This is a genomic window from Acetohalobium arabaticum DSM 5501, assembly GCF_000144695.1.
In the GTDB taxonomy this organism is placed as follows: Bacteria; Bacillota; Halanaerobiia; order Halobacteroidales; family Acetohalobiaceae; genus Acetohalobium; species Acetohalobium arabaticum.
On the sequence record NC_014378.1, the window covers coordinates 1,652,754 to 1,668,110 of the forward strand.

At 36.1% G+C, this 15,357-nt stretch carries 15 protein-coding genes and 2 tRNA genes; 3 read left to right on the forward strand and 14 right to left on the reverse strand.

Annotated features, from left to right (window positions below):
- Window positions 1–73: 73 nt before the first annotated feature.
- The 5 genes from acear_RS08010 to surE all read right to left on the reverse strand — a co-directional run bounded on the left by acear_RS08010 (window position 74) and on the right by surE (window position 4,224).
- On the reverse strand, window positions 74–649 hold the full coding sequence (locus tag acear_RS08010) for an HAD-IC family P-type ATPase (protein ID WP_013278505.1): 576 nt from the start codon (window positions 647–649) through the stop codon (window positions 74–76).
- A 27-nt stretch (window positions 650–676) separates the two neighbouring features.
- Window positions 677–2,179 (reverse strand): DEAD/DEAH box helicase, encoded by a 1,503-nt coding sequence (locus acear_RS08015; protein WP_013278506.1) that lies wholly within the window; start codon window positions 2,177–2,179, stop codon window positions 677–679.
- 108 nt (window positions 2,180–2,287) lie between these two features.
- Complete coding sequence (locus acear_RS08020) at window positions 2,288–2,686, reverse strand: TIGR04086 family membrane protein (protein WP_013278507.1); 399 nt, start codon at window positions 2,684–2,686, stop codon at window positions 2,288–2,290.
- The gene (locus acear_RS08025; protein ID WP_041667327.1) at window positions 2,686–2,901 is read right to left on the reverse strand and encodes a hypothetical protein; all 216 of its coding nucleotides are present in this window, start codon (window positions 2,899–2,901) and stop codon (window positions 2,686–2,688) included. Before acear_RS08025 ends, acear_RS08020 begins: the two co-directional genes overlap by 1 nt.
- A 552-nt stretch (window positions 2,902–3,453) precedes the next feature.
- A complete protein-coding gene (gene surE, locus acear_RS08035; RefSeq protein WP_013278508.1) occupies window positions 3,454–4,224 on the reverse strand; it encodes a 5'/3'-nucleotidase SurE in 771 nt (256 codons plus the stop codon).
- Window positions 4,225–4,393: 169 nt separating this feature from the next.
- Here surE and acear_RS08040 point away from each other — a divergent pair.
- A tRNA-Pro gene (locus acear_RS08040) sits at window positions 4,394–4,471 on the forward strand.
- 4 nt (window positions 4,472–4,475) lie between these two features.
- Window positions 4,476–4,552: transfer RNA gene (locus acear_RS08045), tRNA-Ile, on the forward strand.
- Between the two features lie 4 nt (window positions 4,553–4,556).
- Here the strand turns inward: acear_RS08045 and acear_RS12180 are convergent.
- The 5 genes from acear_RS12180 to acear_RS08070 form a co-directional block, all read right to left on the reverse strand.
- Window positions 4,557–5,306 carry a CPBP family intramembrane glutamic endopeptidase gene (locus acear_RS12180; RefSeq protein ID WP_013278509.1) on the reverse strand — a complete coding sequence of 250 codons (750 nt, stop codon included), beginning with the start codon at window positions 5,304–5,306 and terminating at the stop codon, window positions 4,557–4,559.
- A gap of 122 nt (window positions 5,307–5,428) precedes the next feature.
- Window positions 5,429–6,226 (reverse strand): helix-turn-helix domain-containing protein, encoded by a 798-nt coding sequence (locus tag acear_RS12185; protein ID WP_013278510.1) that lies wholly within the window; start codon window positions 6,224–6,226, stop codon window positions 5,429–5,431.
- A gap of 35 nt (window positions 6,227–6,261) precedes the next feature.
- On the reverse strand, window positions 6,262–7,050 hold the full coding sequence (uppP, locus tag acear_RS08060; RefSeq protein WP_013278511.1) for an undecaprenyl-diphosphatase UppP: 789 nt from the start codon (window positions 7,048–7,050) through the stop codon (window positions 6,262–6,264).
- A gap of 169 nt (window positions 7,051–7,219) precedes the next feature.
- Window positions 7,220–7,768 carry a Holliday junction resolvase RecU gene (gene recU, locus acear_RS08065; protein WP_013278512.1) on the reverse strand — a complete coding sequence of 183 codons (549 nt, stop codon included), beginning with the start codon at window positions 7,766–7,768 and terminating at the stop codon, window positions 7,220–7,222.
- Between the two features lie 4 nt (window positions 7,769–7,772).
- A complete protein-coding gene (locus tag acear_RS08070) occupies window positions 7,773–8,600 on the reverse strand; it encodes a sigma-70 family RNA polymerase sigma factor (protein ID WP_013278513.1) in 828 nt (275 codons plus the stop codon).
- Between the two features lie 208 nt (window positions 8,601–8,808).
- Here acear_RS08070 and acear_RS08075 point away from each other — a divergent pair, with 208 nt between their 5' ends.
- Window positions 8,809–9,024 carry a DUF378 domain-containing protein gene (locus acear_RS08075; protein WP_013278514.1) on the forward strand — a complete coding sequence of 72 codons (216 nt, stop codon included), beginning with the start codon at window positions 8,809–8,811 and terminating at the stop codon, window positions 9,022–9,024.
- Window positions 9,025–9,072: 48 nt separating this feature from the next.
- Here acear_RS08075 and acear_RS12190 read toward each other — a convergent pair whose 3' ends face one another.
- From acear_RS12190 to acear_RS08095, 4 genes are all read right to left on the reverse strand, one after another.
- Entirely contained in the window at window positions 9,073–10,041 is a 969-nt protein-coding gene (locus tag acear_RS12190; RefSeq protein WP_013278515.1) for a LysM peptidoglycan-binding domain-containing protein, read from the reverse strand.
- A gap of 68 nt (window positions 10,042–10,109) precedes the next feature.
- The gene (locus tag acear_RS08085) at window positions 10,110–12,305 is read right to left on the reverse strand and encodes a DNA translocase FtsK (RefSeq protein WP_041667329.1); all 2,196 of its coding nucleotides are present in this window, start codon (window positions 12,303–12,305) and stop codon (window positions 10,110–10,112) included.
- A gap of 107 nt (window positions 12,306–12,412) precedes the next feature.
- Entirely contained in the window at window positions 12,413–14,065 is a 1,653-nt protein-coding gene (locus acear_RS08090) for a Na/Pi cotransporter family protein (protein ID WP_013278517.1), read from the reverse strand.
- A gap of 68 nt (window positions 14,066–14,133) precedes the next feature.
- Complete coding sequence (locus acear_RS08095) at window positions 14,134–15,075, reverse strand: Na/Pi cotransporter family protein (RefSeq protein WP_013278518.1); 942 nt, start codon at window positions 15,073–15,075, stop codon at window positions 14,134–14,136.
- Between the last annotated feature and the right edge of the window lie 282 nt (window positions 15,076–15,357).

The window sequence follows — 15,357 nt, forward strand, 5'->3', positions numbered from 1 at the left end:
ACTTAATAAATTTATTCAACATACTTAGTATACCATGTTACTATCCATCTGTCAAAGGAAAAACCACTATAAATCAAATTATTTGTTTAAAGATCTCAACTACTCTTTCTCCATTATTCTTCTCTACAGAAGTCGATTCACCGGTTAAAGCAGCCTCCTGTACTTCCAGATTATTAGCAGAGATAATACGGAGGTCAGCTCCAACAGCATCTCCTGCTTCCAATTCAACAATATCGCCGGGAACCAACTCTTTTGAATCAATCTCTCTCCATCTACCGCTACGCAGTACTCGAGCTGTAGGCGTCTCCATTCTGCGTAAGGCCTGCAGCGACTCCTCTGCTCTATGTTCTTGAAAGACACCTAAAACAGCATTCAGAATAACAATTACTGAAATCACTACTGTATCCTTCACTTCACCAACAATTCCAGAAACTACAGCAGCCAGCAGAAGAATAATCACTAAAAAGTTCTTAAATTGATCCAGAAACATCTCAACAAGAGTCCGCTGATTCTTCTGCTGAACTATATTCTTTCCATACTCTTTTAACAGTTCTGCTGCTATTTCATCAGTCAAGCCTTTTTCTCTGTTAGTCTTAAATTCTTTTAATATCTTATCTATCTCCACTTGATACCACTTCTTATCAGCCATAACTGATTCCTTTCCTTGTTGATACTTTTACTTTATCTGTTCAGTAAGCAGTTCTTCAAGGCTTTTTTCTAATTCCTCCCCTTCTTGATTAACAATAACATCCAGAATACTTTTGTCCAGATTATGTTCTTTTGAATTATTAACTATCTTATCCAGATTACCGACTACTGATTCAAAGAGATTGATCTTATCATGTAATACATTCACTATCTTCTCTTCAATAGTTCCCTTAGTACAGAGATTATAAATCTTTACTTCTTCAGTCTGGCCTAAACGATGGACTCGGCCAATACGCTGTTCTAGCTTCATTGGATTCCAGGGTAGATCATAATTAATAATTACATTACAGAACTGGAGATTAATTCCCTGCCGGCCAGCAGCAGTACTGACTAACACATCTCCCTGTTCAGCAAAGAAGCGCTTAGCCCGCTCCTTTTGAGTATCATTCAAAGTTCCATCGAATTTGACAGGCATCAGCCCGCGCTGATAAAGATAGTAACAGATATAATTCTGGGTAGCCAGATATTCAGTAAAAATAACAGCCTGTCCATCAATCTCTTTTAATAACTCCTCTACCACTTGTACCTTCTGATTAATCTGAATTTCTTCTGCTAACTGTAATAGCTGTTCTACTTTCGGCACTAATTCTTCTGCAGCCGAGTTCAAAAAATTCTGTAGAGTTTCAATCACTGCAAAGGAACTGCTGCAGATCTCCCGCTGGAGAGTCACCAGATGGAGCAGATTCCTATTCTCTGCTCTACAGCGGTCATACTCCTGCTTAACTAATTCAGTAATCCCGTCATAGAGCTGCTGTTCTGGCGACGTTAATTCCAGCGGAATCAGCTTTACATCCCGGTCAGTAAAGTCCAGTTCTGAATCAGTTCGCTCATTCCTGATCATTACCTGGTCTAAATTCTGTTTCAATAAGTCAGAATCATTAACCCTAAATAATTCCGACTTAAGCAGCGAAACAAGATTATATAGTTCATCCAGATCATTCTGTATCGGCGTTGCTGTCAAAAACAACATATACTCTGGAGATAGATTATTTACAAACTGCCAATTTAATGTATCACTATTCTTCAATTTATGGGCCTCATCAACAATCACCATATCAAAATCTCTCTGATAGATCACTTCAGCATGGCGTTCTCTTTTAGCTAAATCTATCGAAGCAATCTGATGGTCAAAGTAATGCCAGCCCTTTCCCTTGCGGTTATTGAAGATATCGATATCGAACTTATTAGTTAATTCCACCCACCATTGGTAGCTCAGCGAAGCAGGAGTCAGAATCAATACCGTTTCTACTTCACCGCGCAGAATATACTCCTTCAATATTAAACCGGCTTCAATTGTTTTACCCAATCCTACTTCATCAGCCAATAATGCTCTACCATCAAGTTCATCAATCACCCGCTGGGCTGTCTCTATCTGATGAGGATATAAAGCAAAATCCCTTTCTGCCCAGAAGTCTGCAAGCTCATCTAGAACAACTAAATCATTATCCACTGCCCGTTGGTTAATAGCCATTTATCTCTACTCCTTTTCTACTTTTAGCCTACCTTTAGGATATTCGACCTGCGTCTAAATCATAAAGGTAGTTTTCGGCAGAAAAGAAAATTCAAGTAAATATGCTGTTTAATCCTTGAAATTAATTCCGGCCATACCTCCAATGAGTCCTGTCATCGAACCAATACCAAGCATAATTAAACTTCCCAAAGTAAATAAAGTCTCTACCCACATCAGACTCAAAAGAAAAATCAATCCAATATGCCCTAATCCAACTAAGCCTCCATTCAGCCAGCCATTTCCCTCTACATTGAGTCCAGTTAAGAAAGATCCAGTCAGAATCGATAGATAATTAAATATAATCAATATCTTTTGAATTATTAGATCATCTATATCTATAAAAGTAATTATCAGTCCCCCAATAATACTTACAGCCAATAACAGCAGAAAGCTAACAACTATTCCTCTGAAAATCCATTTCACCGATAAAGTCGACTTATCTGCACTAGAATCAGAATATCTGCTCATCATAAAGCCTCCATATAAGTCATAAAGCAGTTTAGTATATTATATTGTGTTAAAATGATTTTATGAAAGGCTAGAGAAAATAAAAAATGGCCTCTATCGGCCACACCTCTTAACAGAATATTGATATATTGTTGCAGTTTCAAGATATTGCAGTGATAGTCAATATGTATCCGCCACTTGCCGTTCGTTCGACGTCCTGTCTTACTCACTGTCAAAAACTGACCCTCCGCCGTCCATGGCTCCGGGTCAGTTTTAAGAGTCGCTTTGGACACATATTGACTATTGATAATAAAATATATTGCTGTGATTATCACCAATGAGAGTTGCTATAAACATATATTGACTATTTGCGGTATTACATTGTAATCACAACCTGGTTGTTTCGGAGTGAAATCTAGCTTTTTTCATCACAACTTCTGATTGCTTTCAAAATAACTCAGCCACATCATGAGAGTCTAACTTATTTGCAATTAGCAACAGAAGAGAAAAAAGATCTAGAGCGGAGAAACTTCCCAGACTGTAATTACAGAACGGAAATTTCGTTAATATGGTTTCACGCCACTTCCGATAATTTTGCACAATTAGTTGATATCTTGCAACAAGCGACTTTAAAGCAGCCCCAAAAGAGAAAATGGCTAACATATAAAGTAGGGTATTCAAACAGTAGCTCTAAGGTTAATTTATTGCTAATTAATCAGGGCTGATTTTCGGAGCGTTTGCAAGATATCAACTCTAAACTGCAACAATATATCAATTTAACTTTATCTTTAAAAAATATCCAAATCCTTCTGACTTAATTCCTCAATCGCTTCAAAATCAGTCAAGTTAAGTCTAATCGGAGTAATCGAAATCCGCTGTTGATTAACAGCTGCTACATCAGTCTCTTCATCATTGCCCTCTTCTACAATATCGCCGCCCATCCAGTAATAGTCTTCCCCCCGTGGATCTGTACGCTGATCAAAAGTGTTAATGTAACTTCTATTACCCAGCTTAGTAATCTGAACTCCTTCCAATTCTTCTCTATTACAGGGAGGAATATTAACATTTAATAATACTTCCTTATCCAATCCTTTTTCTGCTAAATCCTCTACTAATTCGGAAATAAATTCAGCAGCATAAGTAAAGTTTAAATCATCATAAGCTGCCAGTGAAACTGCAACAGCTGGTACTCCTAATAATATTCCCTCAAATGCTGCCGATACAGTACCAGAATAGAGAACATCACAGCCTAAATTAGGTCCCCGGTTAATACCGGAAATAACTATATCAGGCTTTTCTTCTAGAATTGCTTCAATTCCTAATTTTACACAGTCGGCCGGTGTACCATTAACAGCTAAACTCTCAGCATCAGCACTATCATAATTAACTTCTTTTACCCGCAGCGGGCGATGCAGAGTAATAGCATGTCCTGTTGCACTCTGTTCTCTATCAGGTGCTACTACCAATACTTCATTATCCGGATTCTTCGCTAAGGCTCTAGCCAGCTGCTGAATTCCATCAGCATAAATTCCATCATCATTAGTAACTAAAATTTTCATCATTTCTCTCCCCTTCCATTACCAAATAAATCACTGTCTTAATTGGAGCATTAGTTAGTTCTACTTAGTTTAATTAATTTAATCTCATTTAAAACTTGCTAGCTACAATTGACAGCATAAGCAATATAAGTTATACTACATATTGTTCGCTACGAAATAATATTCCTTACGGAGCATGGCGCAGCTTGGCTAGCGCACCTGGTTTGGGACCAGGGGGTCGCAGGTTCAAATCCTGCTGCTCCGACCATTGTGGACCCATAGCTCAGTTGGTCAGAGCCATCGGCTCATAACCGATTAGTCGTAGGTTCGAATCCTACTGGGTCCACCATTTCTTATACTACCCCATTCACCTGCCAAAGTACATATATAATAGTAACTATAATAAAATTCCAGGTAGCATGAGCAATAATACTGGTATATAATGACTGGCTTACTTCATAAAGAATAATTAATCCTAGTCCACCTAAAAAGGTAGCTAAAAAAGACCATAAACTAAAATGTAAAGCCCCAAAAATCACTGCTGCTAGAAGCCCACCTTTAAATAATCCAAATCTATCCTTAAAATACTGATACATTAAACCACGAAAGAATACTTCTTCTGTAATCGGAGCTACAATAACAATCAAAGAAGCATATAGAATAAAGGTCAATTGATTCTGGCTCTCCATTAACTCCGTTATTATCGGTTGAGAAGGAATCACAATTCCCCACCATTCCATAATCAGTTTCTGAACTCCCAGATTAACCAGCATTGCCATAGAACAGATACCAAAACCGCCTATAATCCCTAAAGTAACCATTTTTTTAAGATCAATCATCTGAAAACCTAAAATTTTTAATGATAGACCATACTTAGTAAAAATTATATACATACTTACTATTAACATAGTAGCAAACTGTAAAAAATTAACTATAATCTGTTTATAAGACAGCACCCCCGGTATAATATAGGATAAATGCTCCAGCAAAGAAGCTACCAAAAAATTAAATAACAACGTCATACTTATAGTAATTAAAATTATAAGTAAGATATCAGTTCCGGTCCAGACAACTTTTTGGTTCTGATATCGGCTTTTAAACATACCTGCCCCTCCTTTGGTACAATTAATTGTATTATAAACTACTTTAGAATATGTTGCAAAATTAAAGAGATATACTTACATCTGGTGAATGCAAATATATCCCTACTTAATCCATATTTAATTCATTCACTTTTGAGTGTAAATTTCCTCTCTATAACTTCACCCTGTCTGCCAAAAGGTCCAAACGCCTCACCATTAAGGACAACTTTGACTCCAGCCGCATTGGCTGAAAGAAATTCTACACTCCGGTCAGCATGCCAGCTTCTTTCTGTACCTGAACTCAGCATTTCCTCTAAAACTATCTTTCCATCCACTACTACCTTTATCCAGGATGTTTCGAGCACCTTAATCGTAATATTTCTTTTCGAAGGTTCAGTATTTCTATCCTTGACCTTAATTTCTTGTTTATTCGTATCAGCCTCTATTCCTGTACTGACAGACTCTTGAGAAGTATTATCCTTCTTTTCCTCTGATAAAATCATATTACTCTGCTCCGTTTGGGTTAAATTGCCTATAATTCCCTGCTTATAAAGAATAGTCCCGCCCAAAAAAACCATGAGTAAAATAACTACTGCCGCTACAATCTTCATTAGGTGATTGCTGATAAAACATAATACTTTCTCTGCTGTTGATTCATCTTCTTCTATCTCCGTTTTACCTTTTTTAACCTCTTGACGTAGATCTATTAATTCATTATACTCATTTAATATTTCTTGGCCGTCAAGCCCAACATAATTAGCATATACCCGCAAAAACCCTTTCAAAAAGACTTCTTGAGAGATTACTTCAAAATCCCCTGCTTCGATTGCTTTTAGATACTTTTTTCTAATTTTAGTCGACTTCTGTACTTTATCAATCGTAATTCCACGGTCTAAACGGGCCTGCCTAATCTTTTGACCCAATTCTTCCATATCTCCCATTCTAGTAGCCCCTTTCCACTCTCCTTTCAGTTTTCCTAAATTAAGCTAATAAAATTAAATACTAAAATCAAACTTCCGATTCCCCAGACATAATAAGCAAAGTATTCGAATTGATCCTTTTCTAGCGCCTTTAATAAGAATTTGATAGCTGCATAGCCAACCACCGCTGCAGTAACCGTTCCTATAAGAAGGGATAAGTAATTAACCTCTATACCGCCTACTTCAAATAAATCAATAACTTCCAATAAAGTAGCACCTAAAACCGCTGGAATAAAGATCAAAAATGAAAATCTAGCCGCCGCCTTTCGCTTCAATCCTATAAATAATCCAGCTATAATAGTAATTCCCGACCTAGATATTCCAGGCGTAATTGCTATTCCTTGAGCAATACCAATTATTATAGCCTGTAACAAACTTAAATTTCTAACTTTTTTATCAAATCTAATATTCATATTCTCCACCCACCATAACAGACCACCAGTTACCAGTAAAGCAATACCCACAGCTGAAACTGAACCAAATAAGCTTTCAAAAGTATCTTTCAGAACAAATCCCATAACTGCTGTAGGAAAAGTAGCTGTTATTATCAGTAGTCTTTCTTTATTATATTTAAAATCAAGACTTAATAAATCCCTAATATCATCCCAATAAAAGACAGTTACTGCAATCAAGGTTCCAAAATGAAGAAAGACATCATAGATTAAGTGTGGTTCTGTAAAGCCCAATAAATTCTTAAAGATCACTAAATGGCCTGAACTGCTAATCGGTAAGAACTCTGTTATTCCCTGTACTATTCCCAAAATAATACTATCCAATATTGACACCAATTATCCACTTCCTTTATTTTCATAAATTTAAACTTCTATTATTTATCATTATATGATTATTCTATATAATAACTGCTATTCCCTTTATCAAGTATAATATTAATAGAAAAATCTATACCATTTTGTAAAATGGTATAGATCCACTATGACAATATCCACAATTAAACTATTTTTCTTCTCTATTAGCTATAACCTTATCAACTACACTGAGATAATCCAGTAAAACCAATCCGTTAGCCTCTAACTTATATTTATCTATGGCTATCTCCTCATAGGGAATACTCTTTCTGCCGCCCTGCTGTTTTTTAATCATATATTCATCCAATAATTTAAAGGGAAGATAATAAGATTCATCCAACTTTTTGAATCTAACTAATAAAAAAGCTACTGCTCCACATTGATTCTGGTCTTTTAAATACTGGTACTGATGCTGTTTGATATTCTTAAGATCAAATCTTGTCTCTACATTAGTCTCTTTAGCATCAAATACAATAGTTCGTCCTTGATAAGTACCGATATAATCAACAGTTGATTTCTGCTGATAAAAAGCTTTAGTAATCTTACCAGTCTGCGGATTAAAGTTAAGAACTTTAACCGGAATCGGAATTTTTTGTATCTTGGCTATTCCCTGTGAATTATAATATTGATTAGTAGTCTCTAATTCAGTCTCCAACTGCCGTCCACGATTAGCATAACCCTGGCGATACTTAGTCATCTAATCACTCCAGATATCCTTTAAGCTGCTTAATTCTTGTCGGATGCTTCAAGCGGTTTAAAGCCTTAAGCTGTATCTGTCTAATCCGCTCTCTAGTTACTCCCAATTCTTCTCCAACTTCCTTTAGAGTACGGGGCCGACTGTCACGCAGACCAAAACGCAGCCTGATTACTTCTGCTTCTCTATCCGATAATTCTGTTAACAGCTCCTCTAAATCCTCCTTTAGAAGCTGTTGGCTTGTCCCTTCCACCGGATCATCAGCACTACCGCTTGGTACTAGCTGACCTAATTCAGTATCCCTATCATCACCAACAAACTGATTTAAAGAAGCAAGATTCTGATCTGTTATTACCCGCATTACTTCCTTTATTTTCTCTAATGAAATATCTGTCTCCTCAGCTATCTCCTCAGCAGTAGGTTCTCGGCCTAACTCAGTCTGGAGATCATCCTTAACTTTAAATATCTTATTTGTCTTCTGCCAGACATGAACCGGAATTCTAATTGTCTTTCCCTGGTTAGCAATAGCTCTAGTTACTCTCTGTTTAATCCACCAGGATGCATAAGTACTAAACCGATATCCTTTATCAGGATCAAACTTCTCTACTGCTGTAATTAAACCAATATTACCTTCTTGGACGAGGTCCTGTAGATCCAGCCCCTTCCCCTGATGTTTATTAGCAATACTAACTACTAAACGTAAATTATGGCGTATTAATTTATCTTTCGCTTCAGAATCTCCAGCCTGAGCCTTTCTAGCTAAAGAAATTTCCTCTTCTTTTGTCAATAAGTCATGTGAAATATCTTGATAATATTGATTAATAGAATTAATCATACTTCCCTCCTGTTATATATAAATTATTTAAAAAATATTGGATTCAAATTAATACACTACTCTAAACTCTTCTTTAAAACAATCAAACATTCCTGCTTAAATTACAAATCTAAAAAATCTTTAATTTTTTTACCATAAATTATTTTTATAAAAACTGTATATCATTACTTCTAGTCTTACACAATAAATGCCAAAGGAGTGATTTTAAATGGATACTCTTGATAGATTAGCACTTATTCTAGTAATTATTGGTGCTCTAAACTGGGGATTAATTGGATTATTTGAATTTGACTTAGTAGCTAATCTCTTCGGCGGACAGAATGCTGCACTTAGTAGATTAATTTATTCTTTAGTTGGACTAGCCGGCCTATACTCAATCACTTTCTTATTTAGAGAAGAAACCGTTCCAACTGATGAAAGCTAAAAATACAAGGAGTAAAAAGCGACTACCGCTCGGTAGTCGCTTTTTAGTTTAAAAAGAAATATTAATTCTCTTCTGATCCAAACTGCTATCTTCAGCTGTCACAAAATCTATTCTGTGTGATCCTTCAACTGAAAACTCTTCTTTAGTTACTTTAATTAGATGGTAGCCTTTAGGTTTATCAGTTACTACCACTTTAAGAGTTCTATCTTCTAAATCTAATGCTTCAATATCATATCCGACCGCTCCAATAACAATGTTTTCTTCAAAATCAATTCTTTCCGGAGCTTGAATCCCGAAATTTTCGAGAATTCTTTCCAATCTAAATTTAGTATCAGCAGTAAATAAATTATCCTTGACAGTTCCATTGAAATTATTTTCATTATCTCTAGCTAAAGTATCAAAATATATCCCATTTTCATTATTACTTTCGTTAGCCACCTCTATATCTCCTTCATATTCTTCTAAACTTTTTTTCTGATTATCTTGATTATCCGGACAAGGAATCAGCAATATTCGCCCAGGATAGATTAAATCAGAATCACTGATGCTGTTATAGTAAACTAACTGATTTACTGTTGTATCAAATCGCTGTGCTAATCTAAACAGCGTATCTCCCGGTTTCACTGTATATTCAAAGTAACATTCCGGTCTTTGAGGTAGAATAATCGGAAGATTAATTACCATTCCGGTCTGAATCACATCTGGGTCTTCTATATCAGGGTTTACACGAAGTATGCGAGCTACAGTGGTATTATATTTACGAGCCAATAAAAATAACGTCTCTCCCTGCTGAACTATATGCTGGGCTAATTTAACTGACGGTGAAGGTGGTGTTGGTTCTTCCAGTCCAGAAATTAGATCATCCAGTAGATTCAATTGTTGATTTTGAATCCGGCGCAGCTGACGGATTATCTGTTCTGGATCAGAATCTGTTACCTGTTGGTCTAACTGTCTATAATTTTGCTGTAATAACCTTTCCCGGCTACGGACCACGCGCGATAATGAAATTCCATTCATTCTATTCCTCCTTTCTACACTTTACAGTATATTTATGTATTAATCATTAGTTTGTGAGTCCAATTAAGTTATTTACCACCTTCATTCAATAATTCTTCTAATTCTTCTTCATCAATCAACACTTCGCGCGCCTTACTACCTCGATGTTCACCAACAATCCCTTCTTCTTCCATAGTATCAATTAATCTAGCTGCTCTGGTATAACCGATTCGCAATTTACGCTGCAGAAGTGAAATAGAAGCCCGCTCTGTAACGGCTATCCGTACAGCTTTCTCATATAATTCATCTTTATCATCAGTTTCTATAGTAATATCTTTATCCTTAATTTCAGCTAATTTCTCAGCATACTCCGGATTATCCTGGCGTTTAATATACTTAACTAAGTTCTTTACTTCCTTTTCCGAAATAAATGCCCCTTGAATTCTTGTCCCCTGCTGTGAACCTACTGGCGAGAATAACATATCCCCCTTACCCAATAGTTTCTCCGCTCCTCCAGTATCTAAAATTGTCCGTGAATCGGCCTGAGAAGAGACAGCAAAAGAGATTCGGCTTGGAATATTAGCCTTAATCACTCCGGTAATTACATCTACTGACGGCCGCTGAGTAGCAATAATTAGATGTATTCCGGCTGCTCTTGCCATCTGAGCCAGCCGACAAATAGCATCTTCTACTGCATCGGCTGCTACCATCATTAAATCTGATAATTCATCTATAATCACTACTACATAAGGCAATTTCTGGTCAGCCTCATCTTCAGATAACTGGCGATTATAACTAGCAATATCCTTAGCTCCGCTGTCAGCAAATAATTCATAGCGATTCTCCATCTCCTGGACAACCCATTTTAGGGCTGAAGCTGCTTTTTTAGGATCAGTCACTACTGGTGCTATCAAATGGGGTATCTTATCATAAATATTAAGTTCTACCTTTTTAGGATCAATTAACATTAATTTAAGCTCGTCCGGACTTCCGCGATAAAGAAGGCTACTGATAATACTATTAATACAGACACTCTTTCCCGAACCAGTAGCTCCTGCCACCAACAGATGAGGCATTCCGGATAAATCTGCTACTACTGACTTGCCGGTTATATCCTTGCCTAGAGCAATCCCCAGTTTAGAATCAAAGTTTTGAAATGCATCAGACTCTAGAATTTCTCTGAGTGAAACCATGATCTGTTCTTGATTAGGCACTTCAATCCCCACTGCTGCTTTACCCGGAATCGGTGCTTCAATTCTGACATCTGAAGCAGCTAAGGCGAGAGCAATATCATTCGAAAGGCTCGATATACGGCTGACTTTCACTCCCGGAGCCGGATGAACCTCGTAACGAGTAACTGTTGGTCCATAACTTACATCTCCAACTTTAGCATCAACACCAAAGTTATCCAGAGTTTTCTCTAATAAGTCGCCGTCAGCCTGATTTACTCCAGCACTACTTCCTACCTGAACCTTTTGTAGTAGTGATAGGGGGGGGAGAATATATTCATTATCCTTTACTTCTAATTCTTCAGCAAAAAGCTCCGGTTGTTTAATCTCCTGTTCAGTACCAACCTGCAGCTTATTCTGTTTTTCAGTATTTGACCGGTCTGCTTTTTCTTGTTTTGGCAGCTGTTTTTCTTTATTATCTTTGCTGTTTTTATTAACTTTAACCTGACTACTTTCTTTTTCTTGAACAGTTTCCGAATTTTTTGTAGCCTTCTTCTCCGGAATTAACTTCTTTTTGAACTGATTTAATTTATTTTTGAACTTAACAGATAATTCCATAAAATATTCAGTTATCTGTTTTACAAGTGTGGATAAAAATAGATCAGTCGCCAGTAACATTCCGATTAAGCTAACAGCTCCTAATACAATATAGGCTCCTAAATCCTCTAAGCTTCTCCGTAATATATATAGGATTACTGCGCCAACTAGGCCACCGCCTCTTCCCTGCAGAGCAAATTTAAATTCTAATTTAGTCCCAGACTCAAAATGAAACAGAGTCAAAATAACTAAAAAGAGCAGACATAAACCTATTGATCGTCCAGTAATCTTGAATTCTTTATCTCTAACTAAATTAATCCCCCACATTAAGAAAACAAAAGGTACTATATAGGCTCCATTTCCCAAAATCACTTTAAATCCCTGGGTTAAAATCCTACCTACCAATCCTGTAGCTTTAAAATAAAAACTAATTCCTAATAGAATAGCCAGTACGATAAGAAATATTCCCAATAATTCATTATTCCGTTCCTGATATATTTTAACTAGCGTTGACTTCAACTTAAACCACCTCACCACCTTATTCGAGACCGGAATTAAATAATCCTGCAATTTATAATTAACCAAAAAAGAATGTATCCTGGCAGGATACATTCTTTTAATTACTATTATTCACTTTTCAAGTCTTCTAAAACTGAATAAGCAATTTTAGTTACTTGGTCACCTATATGTTCTACATTTTTAAGTACATCTAAAAAGACAACTCCGGATACCGGTAAACAGTCTCCATCATTTAACCGTCCTAAATGAGAATTGCGATAATCCTTTTCTAAAGTATCGATTTCACCTTCTAATTCTAAAAGTTTATTAGCTTTCTTAATATCCAATTCCTCTAAAGCTTTAATGGAAATCTGCACAGCTTCATCTACCTTTTTAAACATATACTCAATATCTTCTATAGCCTGTCCAGAAAACTCAAGCTTATGTTCAATTTTATATTCAGCTAATTCAGCAATATTCTCAGCATTATCGGCTACACTTTCAATAGCATCTACTAGCTTTAAGTATCCATTAAGTCTGCTGATATCCTTTTCCGATAAAGACTTATTCGAAATATCAGTTAAGTAAGCTACAATACTGCATTCTAAATCATTAATAACCTCTTCAATCTCTTTAATCTCAGCTGCCAAGTCCTCATCTTCACTTAAAAAAGATTCTTGAGCCTTAATAACAGACTTTTGTGACAATTTACTCATTCTGATCAATTCTTTTTTAGTCTGATCTAGAGCAACACCTGGAGTTTCAATCATTCTTTCATCAATATACTTAGTCCCGCTCTTAAACTCCACATCTTTTTCAGGTATTAATGAAGTAACTACTTTTACTATAACGCCTACAAAAGGCAGCCAGAGAAGAGTATTTAAAATATTGAAGGCTGAGTGGGTATTCGCCAATAATCTACCGGCACTGACCTCCTGCCCAAAATAATTGGATAGACCAATAAAGAACTTTTCTAATGCTGCTGGTAAGTCTGGAATCAAATATAAAGCAGCAATAAATGTAAAAGTACCAAGTACATTAAAGATCATATGGGCCATAGCTGAACGCCTAGCAGTAGAGTTAGTCCCAACACTAGATAATAAAGCAGTTATAGTAGTTCCGATATTATCTCCTAATAAAATAGGTACTGCCATCTGATAAGTAATGGCATTTACTGATATAAGACTAATTAAGATACCAATACTAGCACTACTGCTTTGAACCATAACAGTCACTACAGTCCCCAATATAACTCCTAAAATCGGCGAAGATCCAAACCTCTCCATCGCAACAGCAAACATCTGTGAATCACGCAGAGGTCTCATGGTTTCCTTCATAGTGCTTAAACCTAAAAAAAGAATACCAAACCCTAGCAGAACCTGACCTATATACTTAGTCTTCCGCTTCTTTCCAAATAAGTATAGAGCAGCTCCTATAGCAATAGCATGGAAGGAATAATGTGATATTTTAAAGGCAATTAATTGAGCAGTAATTGTAGTCCCAATATTGGCCCCCATAATAACTCCAATAGACTGTTTTAAAGTCATCAAACCAGCATTAACAAAGCCTACCACCATAACAGTAGTAGCACTACTGCTCTGGATAATAGCAGTTACACCTGTCCCCACTAACACCCCTGCTATGCGATTAGTGGTCAACATCTCCAATAACTGTCGCAGTTTTTTTCCTGCTGTTTTCTGTAAACCATCTCCCATCTGCTTCATTCCATAGATAAAAAGCCCTAGTCCCCCTAACAGATTAAATATCATTCCTAGCGACAAAACACTTCACTCCTCCACAAATTATTAATTACCTCAATTATAACATATAAAAGTTAGAAATACTAGTTTTAAGTTCTACTAAATGCATAAGTAATTGACTCGACTAACCAGTAGAATCTGTCAAATAACAAAAAAAATAAAATAGCATTAATTAAATTAAATCCAGTATGTCCGTTAGCAATTTGGCGGGCTAGATTACTGCTAGTAAGAGTAATTAAAGAGGAATAGAAGTTAACCATAGGTAGAAAGATTAATGCCCCTACAAAATTAAAGATAATATGTCCTATCGCTATCTTCTTTGCTGTTGCAGAGCTATTAACTGCTGCAATCACAGCAGTAATACAGGTACCTATATTACTACCTAATAATAATCTAAGTGCAGTAGACAGCTGAATTAAGTTCTGTTTAGCTAAAGCAAGGATAACTCCTATAAAAGCACTACTGCTTTGAAGAATAGCTGTTCCAGCCACTCCGCTTCCTAAAGCCAAAAATGAATTCCCTGATAATCTAAAGATAATTCTTAAAAAAAATTCTGTATCTTTCAGCGGAGCAAAAGCAGCAGTCAATAAATTTAATCCGAAAAATATAAGCCCAAAACCAATAAAGACTCCAGTATAACTCAACCATTTATCATCTTCTGACTTATAATAAATAAAATAACAGATTACTCCTATAAGAAAGAATATCCAAAGATAATTCTCTAGATTAAACGAAAAGAGCTGACCAGTAACTGTAGTTCCAATATTAGCACCAAGTACTAAGCTCAATGCTTGATATACCCCCAACAAGCCAGCATTGACAAAACTCATAATCAATACTATTGTGGCACTACTGCTCTGAAAAAGAACTGTGATTAACATCCCAACTACTAGGCTGAATAATCTATTCTCAGTAATTTTATGTAGTAAAAACTTAATCCGATAATCAACAGCATCCTTTAAACTGATATTAGTTAGCTTCAAACCATAGATAAAACTAAACAAACCGCTGAACAGAATTATTAAAACCATTTAGTCCTCTCCCCTGTTAATTTATCTTTACTTACACTAAATTAATATGCAATCACTGCTGTTAAATCCACTTCAAACTGACATTTTATTGATATATTGTTGCAGTTTAGAGTTGATATCTTGCAAACGCTCCGAAAATCAGCCCTAGTCACTCAGCAGTAAATCAACCTTAGTGTTACGATTTAAAGATTTCGCTTTATATATTAACCTTTCTCTCTTGTGGGACTGCTTTAAAGTCGCTTGTTGCAAGATATCAACTAATTATGCAAAATTATCTGAGGA